The 17,813-nt window shown below is 66.6% G+C and carries 9 protein-coding genes and 3 rRNA genes; 5 read left to right on the top strand and 7 right to left on the bottom strand.

Features of this window, described 5'->3' with window-relative positions; all coding sequences use genetic code 11:
* Complete coding sequence (locus OG819_RS14770; protein WP_266649765.1) at nt 1-1,512, top strand: type IV secretory system conjugative DNA transfer family protein; 1,512 nt, start codon at nt 1-3, stop codon at nt 1,510-1,512.
* A gap of 40 nt (nt 1,513-1,552) precedes the next feature.
* On the opposite strand, the gene OG819_RS14765 is transcribed toward OG819_RS14770, so the two are convergent.
* Nucleotides 1,553-2,095 (bottom strand): GNAT family N-acetyltransferase, encoded by a 543-nt coding sequence (locus tag OG819_RS14765; protein ID WP_266649763.1) that lies wholly within the window; start codon nt 2,093-2,095, stop codon nt 1,553-1,555.
* 123 nt (nt 2,096-2,218) lie between these two features.
* Between OG819_RS14765 and OG819_RS14760 the strand changes: the two genes are divergently transcribed.
* The gene (locus tag OG819_RS14760) at nt 2,219-2,980 is read left to right on the top strand and encodes a CDP-alcohol phosphatidyltransferase family protein (protein ID WP_266433052.1); all 762 of its coding nucleotides are present in this window, start codon (nt 2,219-2,221) and stop codon (nt 2,978-2,980) included.
* Nucleotides 2,981-3,178: 198 nt separating this feature from the next.
* Here OG819_RS14760 and rrf read toward each other — a convergent pair.
* The 4 genes from rrf to OG819_RS14740 form a co-directional block, all read right to left on the bottom strand.
* Nucleotides 3,179-3,295: ribosomal RNA gene (gene rrf / locus OG819_RS14755) — 5S ribosomal RNA — on the bottom strand.
* A 92-nt stretch (nt 3,296-3,387) separates the two neighbouring features.
* Nucleotides 3,388-6,510: ribosomal RNA gene (locus OG819_RS14750) — 23S ribosomal RNA — on the bottom strand.
* A gap of 317 nt (nt 6,511-6,827) precedes the next feature.
* A 16S ribosomal RNA gene (locus OG819_RS14745) occupies nt 6,828-8,353 on the bottom strand.
* Together the 16S, 23S and 5S rRNA genes form the textbook arrangement of a ribosomal RNA operon.
* 656 nt (nt 8,354-9,009) lie before the next feature.
* Nucleotides 9,010-9,570: a MarR family winged helix-turn-helix transcriptional regulator gene (locus OG819_RS14740; RefSeq protein ID WP_266433050.1), complete on the bottom strand. Its 561-nt coding sequence runs from the start codon at nt 9,568-9,570 to the stop codon at nt 9,010-9,012.
* Between the two features lie 144 nt (nt 9,571-9,714).
* Between OG819_RS14740 and OG819_RS14735 the strand changes: the two genes are divergently transcribed.
* Nucleotides 9,715-10,992, top strand: a complete 1,278-nt coding sequence (locus OG819_RS14735) for an MFS transporter (RefSeq protein WP_266634464.1) — start codon at nt 9,715-9,717, stop codon at nt 10,990-10,992.
* An 86-nt stretch (nt 10,993-11,078) separates the two neighbouring features.
* On the opposite strand, the gene OG819_RS14730 is transcribed toward OG819_RS14735, so the two are convergent.
* Complete coding sequence (locus tag OG819_RS14730; protein WP_266626074.1) at nt 11,079-12,734, bottom strand: SpoIIE family protein phosphatase; 1,656 nt, start codon at nt 12,732-12,734, stop codon at nt 11,079-11,081.
* A 240-nt stretch (nt 12,735-12,974) separates the two neighbouring features.
* Nucleotides 12,975-14,354 carry an NAD(P)/FAD-dependent oxidoreductase gene (locus tag OG819_RS14725; protein WP_266649761.1) on the bottom strand — a complete coding sequence of 460 codons (1,380 nt, stop codon included), beginning with the start codon at nt 14,352-14,354 and terminating at the stop codon, nt 12,975-12,977.
* 374 nt (nt 14,355-14,728) lie between these two features.
* Between OG819_RS14725 and OG819_RS14720 the strand changes: the two genes are divergently transcribed.
* Complete coding sequence (locus tag OG819_RS14720; protein ID WP_266626078.1) at nt 14,729-15,508, top strand: TetR/AcrR family transcriptional regulator; 780 nt, start codon at nt 14,729-14,731, stop codon at nt 15,506-15,508.
* Between the two features lie 306 nt (nt 15,509-15,814).
* A complete protein-coding gene (locus tag OG819_RS14715) occupies nt 15,815-17,794 on the top strand; it encodes a sigma-70 family RNA polymerase sigma factor (RefSeq protein WP_266649759.1) in 1,980 nt (659 codons plus the stop codon).
* Nucleotides 17,795-17,813: the final 19 nt, after the last annotated feature.

Below are 17,813 nucleotides of genomic sequence, written 5' to 3'. Positions count from 1 at the left end.
ATGAGAGGCGACGGGCCAGGCCGCCGCAGGGCGGAGAGCGAGGGCGGCATCCCGGACGGCCTGCTGGTCGGGGTGCTCGCCTTCCTGCTCGGCATGACCTTCCTGATCTGGTCGGCCACAGGGCTCGCCGGCTGGTTCGCCCACGGAGCCTGGCCGAACGCGGTCACCTTCGCCCGTACGCCGCTGGCCCTGCGGCATCTGATCGGGCACCCGCACGATGTGGCGGGTGCCTGGCCGGACTCGCCCCCGGATCAACTCTCGGGGTATGGGCTCTTCTGGGGCCTGTTCATCGGCCAGCTGATGGTGCTGGTCGTGATGGCCGTCTTCGTGATGGGGACGTGGGCACGGTGGCGGGCGGTCCGGGCGAGACGCAGGGCGGGGGCGTACGCGAGACAGGCGCCGACGCCGGTACCTGAACCGGCTCCGACCCCCGCCGCCGAACAGGTCCCCCCGCATCACGAGGTCACGCTGCCGCGACCCGAGCCGCAGCCGGCCGAGCTGTCCAAGGAGACCTCACAGCCACCGCTTTCGACGGCTCCTTCGGCAGTGAACGGTAAACGGGTGGGCGAATGGGAAAGAACCCGCGCCGCAGGCGCGCTCATCCTCGGCCCCGCCGAAACCCGCCACCCGACCGCGACCCAGGCCGTACGAGACGCGGACGGCCCCGCCCTGGTCGTCACCTCCAACCCCGCCATCTGGTCGGAGACCAAGGACGCCAGAGCCAAACTGGGCCCCGTCCTCCTCTACGACCCCTCCCACCTCTGCGACACCCCGGCCCGCCTCCACTGGTCCCCCTCCACCGGCTGCGAGGACAAGGCGACGGCCGCATCAAGAGCCGCCGCCCTACTCGGCCCCGTACGTCCCACCGCCAAGGTCGACCAGGCCATGGCAGACGTCGCCGAAACGCTCCTGCGCAGCTATCTGCACGCCGCCGCCGTGGAGGGCAAGGCCTTCCGCCACGTCCACCGCTGGGCCCAGGGCGCCCAGGTACAGGACGCCGTACGAGCCCTCCGTACGAACCCCAAGGCCGCGTCCGGCGCGGCGGGCGAACTCGAGGCCGCCCTCACCTCGCACCCGGAACGCCGCGACATAGCGCAGGAGTTGACGGCCCGCGCCCTGTCCGCCCTCTTCACGGTCAACGTCCGCGAATCCTGCACTCCCAACCGAAGTGACGCCCTCACGCTGGATTCCTTCGTCAACGAAGGGGGCACGCTGTATGTGGTCGGTGAACCCATCGAGGACCCCAAGGCGAACCCCGGCGCGATGCCGCTCATGACGGCCCTCGTCTCAAGCGTGGTCGAGCGCGGCCGGCGCATGGCCGAACGGTCATCCTCCGGTCGCCTCGACCCACCACTTACGCTCGTCCTCGACGACGTCGCCGCGGTGGCCCCGCTCCCCCAACTCCCGGGGCTGCTCGCCACCGGAGCCGACCAGGGCCTGCCCACCCTGGCCCTGCTCCGCTCCCAGGAACAGGCCAGGGCCCGCTGGCCCCAGCACGAACTACCGGTCTGACGACACCCAGGGCCTTCCTGCACCTACGGCCTGGCGGCACCTACGGCCTGGCGATGACGAACTCCAGATCCCGGGTTCCCGCGTTCCCCTCGGACGCCACGGAACCCCCGGTCGGCACGAACCCCGCCTTGCGGTAGAAGGCCTCGGCGCGCCCGTTCTTCTCGTGCACGAACAGCCGTACACGCGCGAGCCCGCGCTCCCAGGCCCAGGCGAGAGCGGCGCCGACGAGCGCGTCCGTCACCCCGCTCCCCCGGTGCTCGGACCGCACGAAGACACCGACCAGATGCCCCTGGTCCTGCTCGATCACCGCATCGAAGAAGTCCCGTCCGCCGGCCTTCTCGACCAGCATGACCACGGAACCGCCCCACACCCCGTCCGGCCCGACCGCGACGAACTGCCGCGCCCCGTCCCCCTCGGCGGCCCCCGCCGCCCGCTCCTGCCAGAAAGAGTCGGGCCTGGCCACGGCCTGCTCGTACGTCTCCAGGAACGCGAGATGCGCCACGGGGTCCTTCAGGGCGGCAAGCCGCAACTCCTTGACCGCGGGCCACTCGTCGGCGCCTATAGAGCGAATTACATGGTTCATGGAGCCCACCGTAGTCTCCGCGTCCGACGTCGCTCATCTGAATTCCACCCTGCCGATCCCCGCCGTCCGGCACCCCGTCATGCTCTTCCCTGTACTCACATTGATCCCAGGGGAGAAAGCCGCATGACCAAGGTCCAACTAGAGGAACTCCGCGAGGTCATCCACCCCGCGGGCAAACTGGAGAGCAGGGCGGAGCACTGGGCCGGCCGCCTCTACATGCGCGCGCTCTCCCTGCGGGTGACCCGCCTGATGCTGGGAACCCGCGTCTCGCCGAACCAGATCACCACGGTCATGGTCTTCGCGGGCGTGCTCTCCGGGGTCGCGCTCGTCGTCCCCGGCCTGGGCGGAGCCGTACTGTCCGTCCTCTTCATGCAGTTGTATCTGCTCCTGGACTGCGTGGATGGCGAAGTGGCCCGCTGGCGGCGCCAGTTCAGCCCGCTCGGCGTCTACCTGGACCGTCTCGGCGCCTACCTCGCCGACGCCGCCGTCATGGTCGGCATGGGCATCCGCGCCGCCGAACTCGGCCTGAACCTCTACCTGGTGGCCGGCCTGGCGGCGGCGATCGGTGTACTGCTCCTGAAGTCGTCCTCCGACCTGGTCCACGTGGCCCGGTCCGACAGCGGCATGGAGAAGGCCACCGACCAGTCCGTCGTCCCGCGCTCCAGCGGCCTCGCCCAGGTCCGCCGCCTCGCTTCCGCCGTCGGCCTCCACCGCCTGGTCAACGGCATCGAGTGCACCATCCTGCTGCTCGTGACGGCCGTCGTCGACCTGGCGCTCGGTGACCTGACGGCGACGAAGATCGCGACGGTGGCCGTGACGGCGATCGTCTGGCTGCTGGTTCCCGCGCACATCGTCTCGATCGTCGCGTCGTCCCGCCTGAAGTAACCGAACGAGGGGCACACGGGGCCGAGCAACAGCCTCGCGTGCCCCTCGCGGATGCGTATCTGGCACTCAAGGCAGCGGGACGACTGTAAACCGGCACAAAAGAAAGGGGCCTCTCGCATCGAGAGGCCCCAAAAAATGACCGTGAACGCAGAGAACCCCCGTACCGATTTCCCGGTACGGGGGTTCTCCCTAAAATTTGTTCGGCGGCGTCCTACTCTCCCACAAGGTCCCCCCTGCAGTACCATCGGCGCTGTGAGGCTTAGCTTCCGGGTTCGGAATGTAACCGGGCGTTTCCCTCACGCTATGACCACCGAAACACTATGAAACTGTAACTACCGCACCATTGCCGTGGCCCGACAACGGGGTTGTTCGTGGTTTCAGAACCAACACAGTGGACGCGAGCAACTGAGGACAAGCCCTCGGCCTATTAGTACCGGTCACCTCCAGCGGTTACCCGCCTTCCAGATCCGGCCTATCAACCCAGTCGTCTACTGGGAGCCTTAACCCCTCAAGGGGGTGGGAGTCCTCATCTCGAAGCAGGCTTCCCGCTTAGATGCTTTCAGCGGTTATCCCTCCCGAACGTAGCCAACCAGCCATGCCCTTGGCAGGACAACTGGCACACCAGAGGTTCGTCCGTCCCGGTCCTCTCGTACTAGGGACAGCCCTTCTCAAGACTCCTACGCGCACAGCGGATAGGGACCGAACTGTCTCACGACGTTCTAAACCCAGCTCGCGTACCGCTTTAATGGGCGAACAGCCCAACCCTTGGGACCGACTCCAGCCCCAGGATGCGACGAGCCGACATCGAGGTGCCAAACCATCCCGTCGATATGGACTCTTGGGGAAGATCAGCCTGTTATCCCCGGGGTACCTTTTATCCGTTGAGCGACGGCGCTTCCACAAGCCACCGCCGGATCACTAGTCCCGACTTTCGTCCCTGCTCGACCCGTCGGTCTCACAGTCAAGCTCCCTTGTGCACTTACACTCAACACCTGATTACCAACCAGGCTGAGGGAACCTTTGGGCGCCTCCGTTACTCTTTAGGAGGCAACCGCCCCAGTTAAACTACCCATCAGACACTGTCCCTGATCCGGATCACGGACCCAGGTTAGACATCCAGCACGACCAGAGTGGTATTTCAACGACGACTCCACACGGGCTGGCGCCCGCACTTCACAGTCTCCCACCTATCCTACACAAGCCGAACCGAACACCAATATCAAACTGTAGTAAAGGTCCCGGGGTCTTTCCGTCCTGCTGCGCGAAACGAGCATCTTTACTCGTAGTGCAATTTCACCGGGCCTATGGTTGAGACAGTCGAGAAGTCGTTACGCCATTCGTGCAGGTCGGAACTTACCCGACAAGGAATTTCGCTACCTTAGGATGGTTATAGTTACCACCGCCGTTTACTGGCGCTTAAGTTCTCAGCTTCGCCACCCCGAAGAGTGACTAACCGGTCCCCTTAACGTTCCAGCACCGGGCAGGCGTCAGTCCGTATACATCGCCTTACGGCTTCGCACGGACCTGTGTTTTTAGTAAACAGTCGCTTCTCGCTGGTCTCTGCGGCCACCCCCAGCTCAGAGTGCAAGACTCATCACCGGTGATGGCCCCCCTTCTCCCGAAGTTACGGGGGCATTTTGCCGAGTTCCTTAACCATAGTTCACCCGAACGCCTCGGTATTCTCTACCTGACCACCTGAGTCGGTTTAGGGTACGGGCCGCCATGAAACTCGCTAGAGGCTTTTCTCGACAGCATAGGATCATCCACTTCACCACAATCGGCTCGGCATCAGGTCTCAGACTATATGCCAGGCGGATTTACCTACCTGACGTCCTACACCCTTACCCCGGGACAACCACCGCCCGGGATGGACTACCTTCCTGCGTCACCCCATCACTCACCTACTACAGGTCTGGTCCGTCGGCTCCACCACTCCCCTTTGCCCGAAGGCTCCGGGGCGGCTTCACGGACTTAGCATCGCCTGGTTCGATGTTTGACGCTTCACAGCGGGTACCGGAATATCAACCGGTTATCCATCGACTACGCCTGTCGGCCTCGCCTTAGGTCCCGACTTACCCTGGGCAGATCAGCTTGACCCAGGAACCCTTAGTCAATCGGCGCACACGTTTCTCACGTGTGTATCGCTACTCATGCCTGCATTCTCACTCGTGAACCGTCCACCACTGCCTTCCGGCGCGGCTTCACCCGGCACACGACGCTCCCCTACCCATCACAGCCGCCGTTGGGCGTATTGCTGCAATGACACGACTTCGGCGGTACGCTTGAGCCCCGCTACATTGTCGGCGCGGAATCACTAGACCAGTGAGCTATTACGCACTCTTTCAAGGGTGGCTGCTTCTAAGCCAACCTCCTGGTTGTCTCTGCGACTCCACATCCTTTCCCACTTAGCGTACGCTTAGGGGCCTTAGTCGATGCTCTGGGCTGTTTCCCTCTCGACCATGGAGCTTATCCCCCACAGTCTCACTGCCGCGCTCTCACTTACCGGCATTCGGAGTTTGGCTAAGGTCAGTAACCCGGTAGGGCCCATCGCCTATCCAGTGCTCTACCTCCGGCAAGAAACACACGACGCTGCACCTAAATGCATTTCGGGGAGAACCAGCTATCACGGAGTTTGATTGGCCTTTCACCCCTAACCACAGGTCATCCCCCAGGTTTTCAACCCTGGTGGGTTCGGTCCTCCACGACCTCTTACAGCCGCTTCAACCTGCCCATGGCTAGATCACTCCGCTTCGGGTCTTGAGCGCGCTACTAAATCGCCCTATTCGGACTCGCTTTCGCTACGGCTTCCCCACACGGGTTAACCTCGCAACACACCGCAAACTCGCAGGCTCATTCTTCAAAAGGCACGCAGTCACGACGCACTGAGTAAACTCAATGCGCGACGCTCCCACGGCTTGTAGGCACACGGTTTCAGGTACTATTTCACTCCGCTCCCGCGGTACTTTTCACCATTCCCTCACGGTACTATCCGCTATCGGTCACCAGGGAATATTTAGGCTTAGCGGGTGGTCCCGCCAGATTCACACGGGATTTCTCGGGCCCCGTGCTACTTGGGTGTTTCTCAAACGAGCCGTTGACGTTTCGACTACGGGGGTCTTACCCTCTACGCCGGACCTTTCGCATGTCCTTCGCCTACATCAACGGTTTCTGACTCGTCTCACGGCCGGCAGACCGTGAAAGAGAAATCCCACAACCCCACATACGCAACCCCTGCCGGGTCTCACACGCATATGGTTTGGCCTCATCCAGTTTCGCTCGCCACTACTCCCGGAATCACGGTTGTTTTCTCTTCCTGCGGGTACTGAGATGTTTCACTTCCCCGCGTTCCCTCCACTTGCCCTATGTGTTCAGGCAAGGGTGACAGCCCATGACGACTGCCGGGTTTCCCCATTCGGAAACCCCCGGATCAAAGCCTGGTTGACGACTCCCCGGGGACTATCGTGGCCTCCCACGTCCTTCATCGGTTCCTGGTGCCAAGGCATCCACCGTGCGCCCTTAAAAACTTGGCCACAGATGCTCGCGTCCACTGTGCAGTTCTCAAACAACGACCAACCACCCATCACCCCGAACCTTCCGGTTCGAGTGCACTGGGGCCGGCACTGAAGGCAGCCAACAATCGGCCGAACCCTCAGACACCCAACAGCGTGCCCGGCACCCCCACCGCTTCCCTCATTCGTTCCACGCCCCGAAGAGCAGTACTGGAAGGAGAAGACAGTCAAGAGTGCCGAATAATCAACGTTCCACCCATGAGCAACCACCGTCGAACATTTGCCGACGTAATGGCCCTGGACCACCGGGCAAGCCCGGCAGCCTAGATGCTCCTTAGAAAGGAGGTGATCCAGCCGCACCTTCCGGTACGGCTACCTTGTTACGACTTCGTCCCAATCGCCAGTCCCACCTTCGACAGCTCCCTCCCACAAGGGGTTGGGCCACCGGCTTCGGGTGTTACCGACTTTCGTGACGTGACGGGCGGTGTGTACAAGGCCCGGGAACGTATTCACCGCAGCAATGCTGATCTGCGATTACTAGCAACTCCGACTTCATGGGGTCGAGTTGCAGACCCCAATCCGAACTGAGACAGGCTTTTTGAGATTCGCTCCGCCTCACGGCTTCGCAGCTCATTGTACCTGCCATTGTAGCACGTGTGCAGCCCAAGACATAAGGGGCATGATGACTTGACGTCGTCCCCACCTTCCTCCGAGTTGACCCCGGCAGTCTCCTGTGAGTCCCCATCACCCCGAAGGGCATGCTGGCAACACAGAACAAGGGTTGCGCTCGTTGCGGGACTTAACCCAACATCTCACGACACGAGCTGACGACAGCCATGCACCACCTGTACACCGACCACAAGGGGGCGACCATCTCTGGCCGTTTCCGGTGTATGTCAAGCCTTGGTAAGGTTCTTCGCGTTGCGTCGAATTAAGCCACATGCTCCGCTGCTTGTGCGGGCCCCCGTCAATTCCTTTGAGTTTTAGCCTTGCGGCCGTACTCCCCAGGCGGGGAACTTAATGCGTTAGCTGCGGCACCGACGACGTGGAATGTCGCCAACACCTAGTTCCCACCGTTTACGGCGTGGACTACCAGGGTATCTAATCCTGTTCGCTCCCCACGCTTTCGCTCCTCAGCGTCAGTAATGGCCCAGAGATCCGCCTTCGCCACCGGTGTTCCTCCTGATATCTGCGCATTTCACCGCTACACCAGGAATTCCGATCTCCCCTACCACACTCTAGCTAGCCCGTATCGAATGCAGACCCGGGGTTAAGCCCCGGGCTTTCACACCCGACGTGACAAGCCGCCTACGAGCTCTTTACGCCCAATAATTCCGGACAACGCTTGCGCCCTACGTATTACCGCGGCTGCTGGCACGTAGTTAGCCGGCGCTTCTTCTGCAGGTACCGTCACTCTCGCTTCTTCCCTGCTGAAAGAGGTTTACAACCCGAAGGCCGTCATCCCTCACGCGGCGTCGCTGCATCAGGCTTTCGCCCATTGTGCAATATTCCCCACTGCTGCCTCCCGTAGGAGTCTGGGCCGTGTCTCAGTCCCAGTGTGGCCGGTCGCCCTCTCAGGCCGGCTACCCGTCGTCGCCTTGGTGAGCCACTACCTCACCAACAAGCTGATAGGCCGCGGGCTCATCCTTCACCGCCGGAGCTTTTAACCCACCCAGATGCCCAGGCAGGTGTTATCCGGTATTAGACCCCGTTTCCAGGGCTTGTCCCAGAGTGAAGGGCAGATTGCCCACGTGTTACTCACCCGTTCGCCACTAATCCACCCCGAAGGGCTTCATCGTTCGACTTGCATGTGTTAAGCACGCCGCCAGCGTTCGTCCTGAGCCAGGATCAAACTCTCCGTGAATGTTTTCCCGTAATCGGGACGACACCACGAGAGCGGAACCAGGAAGAGGAATAATCCTCCCGGTTCACAGCGTCCTCGCTGTGCGCCTACCAGGCAGTGCCCGGCAGGACTTTTTCAAAGGAACCTCGCTCCAGCCGATCGGCCGGAGACGGGGTATCAACATATCTGGCGTTGATTTTTGGCACGCTGTTGAGTTCTCAAGGAACGGACGCTTCCTTTGTACTCACCCTCTCGGGCTTTCCTCCGGGCGCTTCCCTTCAGTCTTGCGTTTCCGACTCTATCAGACCGTTTCGCGATCCGATTTCCTCGGTGCTTTCCAGGTTTCCGCTTCCGCGTTTCCCTTTCCGGCGGTTCCGACTCTATCAGATCCTTTCGGGCCTGATTCCCAGTCAGCGGGGCTTGTCTTCCCAGCCCTTGGGGCCGTTCCGACGTCCCAAACTTTAGCGGATCGTCTCGGCGAGTTCCTAATCGGACCGCCGCGTCCCAATCGAATTGAATTCGGGCACACCGAATTCACCCGACTGGGCGATCGTGCTGGTGGTTTGGGTGCCGCTACTGCGGCGGAGGTGCTACCGCAGAACCGTTACAGCCTCGTGGCAACTCGAAGAACCCTACGGATCCAGCAAGGTGGTGTCAATCGTCCCTGTCAAGATCTTTTAATCGAGGTCGCTGAGCCGGCCGCCGGCGTCGGGCTGGGCGTGCTCCACCCGTCGTAGAAGACGGGTCAGGACCTCACCGAGGACACCGCGCTCATCGGCGGACAGGTCCTGGAGCAGGTCCTCCTCGAAGACCGTGGCAAGGCGCATCGCCTCCAGCCACTTCTCGCGCCCCTCGTCCGTCAGCTCCACGATCACGCGGACGCGGTTGGACTCGTCGCGCTCCCGGGTGACCAGACCCTCCGCGACCATGCGGTCGATCCGGTGGGTCATCGCGGCCGGGGTCAGGCCCAGCCGCTTGGCGAGGTCGCTGGGGCCCATGCGATAGGGCGCGCCGGACAGGACGAGGGCCTTGAGGACCTCCCACTCGGCGTTGCTGATGCCGAGCGTGGCGGTCTGGCGGCCATAGGCCACGTGCATACGGCGATTGAGGCGGCCGAGGGCCGACACGATCTTCTCGACCTGGGGGTCGAGGTCCCGGAACTCGCGCTGGTAGGCGGCGATCTGTTCGTCGAGTGTCGGCTCGGTTGTCGGCTCAGTGACGCCGGGGGTGTCGCCCATGTCCGAAGTATCGCATGGGCTCGCTTGGCATTGAAGTCCTTCGAGCTGTACAGTTCAACTTCTAACTTTAGCTTTGAAGTCTTCAGGCTTGCATCCATGCACGCCGATGCTTCACGACCAAGGCAGGTGAAAGTGACCAGGGCGATGGGCGCAGCGATGCGCCGGATCCACGTGGGCAACGCACTCGGAGCGTTCGGGCTCGGCTTTACCGTCCCCTTCCTCTACGTCTATGTGGCGCAGGTTCGGGGACTCGGCTCCATGACGGCGGGCCTCGTGCTCGCCGTCTTCGCCGTGGCCGCTCTCGTGGTGCTGCCGTTCGCCGGGCGGGCCATCGTCCGGCGCGGCCCGCTGCCGGTCCTGCTCACCGCCCTGGTCACCGCCGCCTTCGGGGCGCTGAGTCTGGGGCTGGCGAGCAACGCCACGACCGTGCTGCTGTCGGCGGCGGCTCTCGGAGCGGGACAGGCCGTCATGCAGCCGGCGCTGGCGACGATGATCGTGGACTGCTCGACGGCGGACACCCGGTCGCGTGCCTTCGCGACGCAGTTCTTCCTGCAGAACCTCGGGCTCGGCGTCGGCGGTCTGATCGGCGGCCACATCGTCGACACGACCCGCGCGAGCTCGTTCACGCTGCTGTTCGCGATCGAGGCGGCGATGTTCCTGGTGCTGGTCGTGGTCATGGCGACCGTACGGGTGCCGCACGCGCCGCAGATCAAGGGGGACGCGCCGCAGGCCGAGGGCAGCGGATGGAAGCAGCTGCTCGGCAACCGGGCCATGGTGCGGCTGTCCGTGCTGGGCTTCGTGCTGTTCTTCGCCTGCTACGGGCAGTTCGAGTCGGGTCTGTCCGCGTACGGCGTCGAGGCGGCCGGGATCTCTCCGTCCGCGCTCGGTACGGCGATGGCGGCGAACACCGCGATGATCGTGGTGGCGCAGTTCGCGGTGCTGAAGTTCGTCGAGCGCCGGAAGCGGACGCGGGTGATCGCGGCGGTAGGCCTCATCTGGGCCGTGGCGTGGCTGACCGCCGGATACGCGGGGCTCGGACACGGCAGCCGGACGATGGCCACGGCGGCGTTCGTCTCGACGTACGCGCTGTTCGGACTCGGCGAGGCGATGCTGTCGCCGACGGTGGCTCCGCTGGTCGCGGATCTGGCGCCGACGGGACTGGCCGGCCAGTACAACTCCGCCTTCGCCCTGGTGAAGCAGCTGGCGCTGGCCATCGGTCCGGCGGTGGGCGGTCCGATGGGGGCGTCGCTGCACGGTCCGTACGTCGTGACGTTCCTGCTCTTCTCCCTCGGCATCACGTTCCTGGCGCTGCGGCTCGGGCGACAGCTCAGCCCCGTACAGAACCAGCCGTGGCTGGCGAAGAGCCGGGTGGTGGCTCAGGGTGGGGCGGCGCCTGCGGAGCCGGTGCCGGCGAGCGCCTGACGGAGGTTCGTACGACGGCTGCCACCACGTTTCGGCGTGGTGGCAGCCGTCTTCTGTATCTCAAGGAACACACCTGGGGGCAGGGGTCAGCCGGCGGTGCGTGGCAGGGCGAACTCGCACCACACCGCCTTCCCTCCCCCAGGCGTACGACGGGACCCCCAACCAGAGGCGATCGTCGCGACGATCGCGATACCGCGTCCGGCTTCGTCGGCGGGCTCGGCGCGGCGCCGCCGGGGCAGATGGTCGTCGCCGTCGGTGACCTCGATGATGAGGCGGCGGTCGGTACGGCGCAGCCGGAGCCGCATCGGCGGGGTGCCGTGCTGAAGGGAGTTGGCGACCAGTTCGCTGGTGGCGAGGACGCCGAGGTCATGGAGTTCGGACGGGAAACGCCAACTCGTCAGCACGCCGGAGGCGAAGGCACGCGCGCGTGGAGCCGCTTCGACCCCGCCGAGCAGCTCCAGGGCCGCGTTGCGGAAGAGCTCACCGTCGGGGCCCGTACGGGCGGGGTGCTGCAGGACGAGGACGGCCACGTCGTCGTCGTGGTCGGCGGTGACGCCGGCGGAGCGGACGAGGCGGTCGCAGACGACCTGGGGTGTGCCCGTCGCGCCCGCCAGGGCGCGCTCCAGGGACGCGATCCCCTCGTCGAGGTCCTCGTCGCGGCGCTCGACCAGACCGTCGGTGTAGAGGACGGCCGTGGAGCCGGGCCCCAGCGGGACCGAGCCCGAGGCGTGCATCCAGCCGCCGGTGCCGAGCGGCGGCCCGGTGGGTTCGTCGGCGCGGATCACCGTGCCGTTCTCGTCGCGGACGAGGATCGGGAGGTGGCCCGCGGAGGCGTACACGAGCCGCCCCTCGTTGGGGTCGTGGACGGCGTACGCGCAGGTGGCGATCTGGTTGGCGTCGATCTCGGTGGCGAGGCCGTCGAGAAGCTGCAGGACCTCGTGCGGGGGCAGGTCGAGGCGGGCGTACGCGCGTACGGCGGTGCGCAGTTGCCCCATGACGGCCGCGGCCCGCACTCCGCGGCCCATCACGTCGCCGATGACGAGCGCGGTGCGGCCGCCGCCGAGGGTGATCACGTCGTACCAGTCGCCGCCGACCGCGGCCTCGGTGCCGCCGGGCTGGTAGGTGGCGGCGACGCGCAGGTCGTCGGGTTCTTCCAGCTCCTGGGGGAGCAGGGAGCGCTGGAGGGTGACGGCCGTCTCACGCTGGCGGCGCTCGCTGGCGCGCAGCCGCTCGGCGGCCTCGGCGTGGTCGGTGACGTCGGTGGCGAAGACGAGTACGCCGCCGTCCTGGACCTCCGGGGTGGCGTCGACGGGCGTGCAGGTGAAGGTGTACGAGCGACCGCGGGGCGCTTTGCGGGACTTGACCGTGCGCGGCTTGGCGCTGCGCAGCACCTGGTCGAGGAGCGGGAGCAGGCCGATCTCCGCGAGCTCGGGCAGTGCCTCGCGCGCGGGTTCGCCGACGGGTCGGGCGCCGAAGGCCGCCACGTAGGCGTCGTTGACGTACGCGAGGCGGTGGTCGGGGCCGTGTACGAGGGCGACGAGAGCCGGAACGCGGTCGAGGACCTCACGCACGGGCAGGTCGTCGACGGCGGGGACGGGTGGCGCGTCGTCGGTCAGCTGCTCGGCGCGGGCCGCGGGCACGGAGCCCTCTCCTCGCCGGTCCGGGGAGGCCGTGTGTTCGGTCCGCGACGCGGTGCGGCGCTGTGTTCCGGGGAGCCGGGCGCTCCAGCGGGTGAAATTCACCGAATCCTTGCCTCGTGATTGTCGTCTCCGGTCGGCTCCGGATCCGGCCGGGGGGCCGGCCCGCGGCCGGAGCCACTGGAGCGCTGCCTCCCTGATCGAAATCCGGGAGATGCGGCGCTTGGGAAGAAGCCTGTGGGTGCGAAGAGCGAACCGTCGGCCCGCCCAAGGTCGGGACCAGTCTGGCCGACCGGACCGACATCCGTCAGACGCCCGCCTGATCGGTGTAGTTCCTGGGTCCGGTCAGGACGACCCCTTCGGGTCGAGCTTCGGGTCGAGAGGATGCTTTCCACCGGCCGCGAGTTCGAACTCCGCTCGAGGATGTTCGAGCGATCCGAGGGACACGATCTCCCTCTTGAAGAGCCCCGCCAAGGTCCATTCGGCGAGTACGCGGGCCTTGCGGTTGAAGGTCGGGACCCTGCTCAGATGGTAGACGCGGTGCATGAACCAGGCAGGATAGCCCTTCAGCTTGCGCCCGTAGACGTGCGCGACCCCCTTGTGCAGCCCGAGGGACGCGACCGAGCCGACGTACTTGTGGGAGTAGGTCTCCAGGGGCTCGTCGCGCAGGGAGTGCGCGATGTTGTCGCCGAGGACCCTGGCCTGGCGTACCGCGTGCTGGGCGTTGGGCGCGGTCTCCTTGCCGGGCTCCTCGACGGTGACGTCGGGGACGGCGGCGGCGTCTCCCGCCGCCCACGCGTGCGGGGCGCCGTCGACGGTCAGTTCCGGGGTGCACTTGAGGCGACCGCGCCCGTTGAGGGGGAGGTCGGTGGCGGCCAGGATCGGGTGTGGTTTCACGCCGGCGGTCCACACGACCGTGCGCGTGGGGAAGCGGGCGCCGTCGCTGAGGACGGCGATCCGGTCCGCGCAGGAGTCGAGGCGGGTCTCGAGACGTACGTCGATGTTGCGGCGGCGCAGCTGGGTGACCGTGTACTTGCCCATCTCCTCGCCGACCTCGGGGAGGATGCGGTTCGAGGCCTCGACGAGGATCCACTTCATGTCGTCGGCCTTGACGTTGTGGTAGTAGCGCGCGGCGTAGCGGGCCATGTCCTCGAGTTCGCTGAGTGCCTCCACACCCGCGTAACCGCCCCCCACGAAGACGAAGGTCAGGGCGGCGTCGCGGATCGCGGGGTCCCGGGTGGAGGAGGCGATGTCCATCTGCTCGATGACGTGGTTGCGCAGCCCGATGGCCTCCTCGATGGTCTTGAAGCCGATGGCGTAGTCGGCGAGTCCGGGAATCGGGAGGGCGCGTGAGACCGAGCCGGGGGCGAGGACGAGTTCGTCGTACGTGATCTGTTCCGTGCCGGCGCCCTCTTCCGCGGTGGCGAGCGTGCTGAGCGTCGCGGTGCGCTTGGCGTGGTCAATGCCGTGGGCCTCGCCGACGACGATCCGGCACCGGTCGAGGACCCTGCGCAGCGGAACCACCACATGGCGCGGCGAGATCAAGCCCGCGGCGGCCTCGGGAAGGAACGGCTGATACGTCATATAGGGGTCGGGGGAGACGACGGTGATCTCGACCTCGCCCCGACTAAGTTCCGGCTTCAACTTTCGTTGGAGGCGCAGGGCGGTGTACATCCCGACGTAGCCGCCGCCGACGATGAGAATGCGCACAGGTTCCTTCACCATCCCATGACGCACCCCGCTCTTGAGTTTGTCCACAGGCTCGACAATTTGTGTGACCGGCCGTCGAGGGCCCGAGGGGTTGGCCGGATTGCCGGAGTGCGAGAAGAGTGCGCAGGTCAGCGGGGATGTTCGGGGGGTTCGGAGGGGGCGTAATCGGGAGGTAACCGACCCGTACTCCGATCGGGGGGCGCTCCGTGCGGAACCTGCCCCTTCTGAATTGACCCCCACTCAACTATGTTCGTGTGTCGACGGGGTGTAGGGGGATGCGCTCGACGAGTCCGCTCGACGGGTTCGTGAATCAAGCTTGTTCCGCACGCTCCGGCTACCAATGGCGGGGAGAGTCTCCGGGGGGAGACGTCATTACCGGGGGAACGCTTATGCACATTCAGGACTCTCGTTGGTCTTCCGCGTCTGCCATCGCATCCGGTGGCACGGTCGGCGCGGCAGCGAGCGGCAATGGCCGCGGTCCGATGGACGGATCGCGGACGACGCCGCTACGGGTGGACGCACAGCGCAATCTGGAGCACGTACTGCGCGCGGCGCGCGAGGTCTTCGGCGAGCTGGGGTACGGCGCGCCGATGGAGGACGTGGCGCGGCGCGCCCGGGTCGGCGTCGGCACGGTGTACCGGCGCTTCCCGAGCAAGGACGTCCTGGTCCGTCGGATAGCCGAGGAAGAGACCTCCCGGCTGACCGACCAGGCGCGCGCGGCGCTCGGTCAGGAGGACGAGCCGTGGTCGGCCCTCTCGCGCTTCCTGCGTACGTCGGTGGCCTCGGGTGCCGGGCGGCTGCTGCCGCCGCAGGTGCTGCGGGTCGGCGTCGCGGAGGAGGGGCCCCTGGTGGACGAGGCGCGGGTGCCGCAGCAGCGGTCCCAGCCCGCCCCCGAGCTCCGGCTCGTCGAGCAGCGGTCGGTGCCCGAGCAGGAGGCCATGGCCGCGGTGGCCGACGACGCCGGTGCGGCCGCGCTGCTCGACGTGGTGGGCCGGCTGGTGGATCGGGCGCGTGCGGCGGGCGAGCTGCGAGCGGACGTGACCGTGGCGGACGTACTGCTGGTCATAGCCACGGCGGCGCCCTCGCTGCCGGATGCCGCCCAGCAGGCCGCGGCCTCGGCCCGGCTGCTGGACATCCTGCTGGAGGGGCTGCGCTCGCGTCCGGCGTGACGGGGCCGGCGTGACGGCGGTCGGCGTGACGGCGGTCGGCGTGAGGCGAACCGGGGTCACCTGAGTGGCCCGGGCGAGCCGGGTGACTTCGGTGACGCGATCCAAATCGGCACATTCCGGTCGTAGCGGCAACTGGCTTACGGGGAGACTTTATTGACTATTCCCCAAACGAGTGACCACTAGTGCTGTCGTGTGGCAACGCCCCACGGACGAGTGGTTGGTCCGTGGGGCGGGGTCCCGTCCCTGAAGCGTGTGGCACTCTGTCCCGGTATTCGGGTCCGAGTGTGCAGGCGGGGGCTTTCCGCGATGAGCGTTGACGGGCGGGACGAGTCACTCGATGACGGTGGCGCGGAGGCCGGTGGGCCGCCCTCGCGACAGGTACCGAGCCAGGGCCGTCCGTCGGACATCACCCCGGAACCCTCGGGTACGCCGCGTGCTTCCGGTCCTGGTACTTCTGGCGCTTCCGGTGCTTCGAGGGACCCCAGCGTTCCGGCGCAGCGCGACCGGCTCGACCGGCGTGACGTCGGTCCGGTCCTGCCGCCCCCGATCGAGCTGCCGCCCTCCGACGCCGATCTGATCGAGCGGATGCGCGCGGGCGACGACACGGCGTACGAGGAGTTGTACCGCCGTCACGCGGAAGCCGTCCGTCGCTATGCCCGTACCTGCTGCCGGGACGCGCACACCGCGGACGACCTCACCGCCGAGGTCTTCGCCCGCATGCTCCAGGCGGTCCGCCGGGGCCACGGCCCCGAGCACGCCGTACGCGCGTATCTGCTCACGACCCTCCGCCGTGTCGCCGCCGACTGGACGAAGTCCGCGAAGCACGAGCAACTGGTCGACGACTTCGCGGTGTTCGCCGCGCACGCCTCGCGTGCCTCCGAGGTGTCCGACGACGACGCGATGGACCTGGGCGCCGACGTACGGGCGATGCACGAGGCCGAGCAGTCGATGGCCATGCGGGCGTTCCGGTCACTGCCGGAGCGCTGGCAGGCCGTGCTGTGGCACACGGAGGTCGAGGACGAGTCCCCGAGCGAGGTCGCCACGCTCTTCGGGCTCGACGCCAACGGCACCCGCGTCCTGGCCAGCCGCGCCCGCGAGGGCCTCAAACAGGCCTACCTCCAGGCACATGTCAGCGCCAGGCTCACCATGGACGAGGAGTGCGCACGCTACGCCGACCGGCTCGGCGCCTATGCCCGCGGCGGCTTGCGCATCCGGGCCGAGCGCGGGTTGCGCAAGCACTTGGAGGAGTGCGCCAAGTGCCGACTGGCCGCGGGCCAGATCAAGGAAGTCGCCAGCGGGATCCCCGCGGTCGTACCGGTCGCGGTCATCGGTTGGTTCGGTGCCGCCGGGTACGCGAAGGCCGTCGCGCTCATCGCCGGTGGCGCCGGAGCGGGCGCGGTCGGCGCCGCGGCGGTGAGCGGCGGGGCGGGCGGGGCGAGTGCCGGGGGCGGCGCGGCCGCCTCGGAGGGGCTCGGGGCGCCGGTCAAGGCAGGTATCGCGGCGGGAGTCGTCACGGTGGCCGCGGCGGCGGTGGCGCTCGCCCTCGTCGGCAACGGCAGCCCGGCCAAGAGGCCCGAGGCCCAGAGGCCCGAAGCCAAGCCGCCGGCCACCTCGCCGGTGGCCGAAGCGCCACAGCCGACGCCGACGCCCGCTCCGTCGAAGAAGCCCGCGCCACAGCCCCCGGTGGTGGCCCCCGCGCCGACACCCAGCCCGACCTCGACTGCGACCCCGCCCCCCGAGCCCACGCCCGAGCCCACGCCCAAGTCGTCCCCCACGCCGACGCAGGTGAAGCCGAAGCCGACCCCCAGACCGGCGCCCACTCCGACGCCCGAGCCCACCCCGCCACCGCCTCCCGCGCCGGTCGTCTACCGGTGGAACGAGCTGAAGTTCACCGGCGACCACACCAAGCCCGAGATGCGGCTCGACGAGAGCAGTTGGGTGTGGCAGCGGTGGGGGGTGTCGATCGCGGGTCGGCAGTACACGCACGGCGTGACCGTGCACGGCGGGTCGTCCGTCACCATCGACCTCAATCGCAGCTGCTCGGCGTACGACGCGCTCGTCGGTGTGGACGACCTGACGCCGGGCCTCGGCCGGGTGAGCTTCTCCGTGTACGCCGACGGAGTCCGCCTGTGGCAGTCGCCACTGGTCGAGGGCGGCGACCCCGCGATCCCCGTGCATGTGAGCCTCACCGGCCGCACAACGGTTCGGCTGGTCGTCGCACCGCACCGGAACTTCGACGCGGTAGCCCTTGCGAACTGGGCGGAGTCGAAGTTCCGGTGCCAGTGAGCCGAGCTGCTCCCTCGCC

It is taken from the genome of Streptomyces sp. NBC_01549 (assembly GCF_026339955.1).
Classification (GTDB): domain Bacteria; phylum Actinomycetota; class Actinomycetes; order Streptomycetales; family Streptomycetaceae; genus Streptomyces.
The sequence above is the reverse complement of the archived record's forward strand: the minus strand, read 5'-3'. Positions and strand labels throughout refer to the sequence as shown.

What these genes read in the sequence shown, in the direction of transcription:
- OG819_RS14770 (WP_266649765.1), top strand. Translation starts at nt 1, where the DNA reads ATGAGAGGCGACGGGCCAGGCCGCCGCAGGGCGGAGAGCGAGGGCGGC.
- OG819_RS14765 (WP_266649763.1), bottom strand. Translation starts at nt 2,095, where the DNA reads ATGAACCATGTAATTCGCTCTATAGGCGCCGACGAGTGGCCCGCGGTC.
- OG819_RS14760 (WP_266433052.1), top strand. Translation starts at nt 2,219, where the DNA reads ATGACCAAGGTCCAACTAGAGGAACTCCGCGAGGTCATCCACCCCGCG.
- OG819_RS14740 (WP_266433050.1), bottom strand. Translation starts at nt 9,570, where the DNA reads ATGGGCGACACCCCCGGCGTCACTGAGCCGACAACCGAGCCGACACTC.
- OG819_RS14735 (WP_266634464.1), top strand. Translation starts at nt 9,715, where the DNA reads ATGGGCGCAGCGATGCGCCGGATCCACGTGGGCAACGCACTCGGAGCG.
- OG819_RS14725 (WP_266649761.1), bottom strand. Translation starts at nt 14,354, where the DNA reads ATGGTGAAGGAACCTGTGCGCATTCTCATCGTCGGCGGCGGCTACGTC.
- OG819_RS14720 (WP_266626078.1), top strand. Translation starts at nt 14,729, where the DNA reads ATGCACATTCAGGACTCTCGTTGGTCTTCCGCGTCTGCCATCGCATCC.
- OG819_RS14715 (WP_266649759.1), top strand. Translation starts at nt 15,815, where the DNA reads ATGAGCGTTGACGGGCGGGACGAGTCACTCGATGACGGTGGCGCGGAG.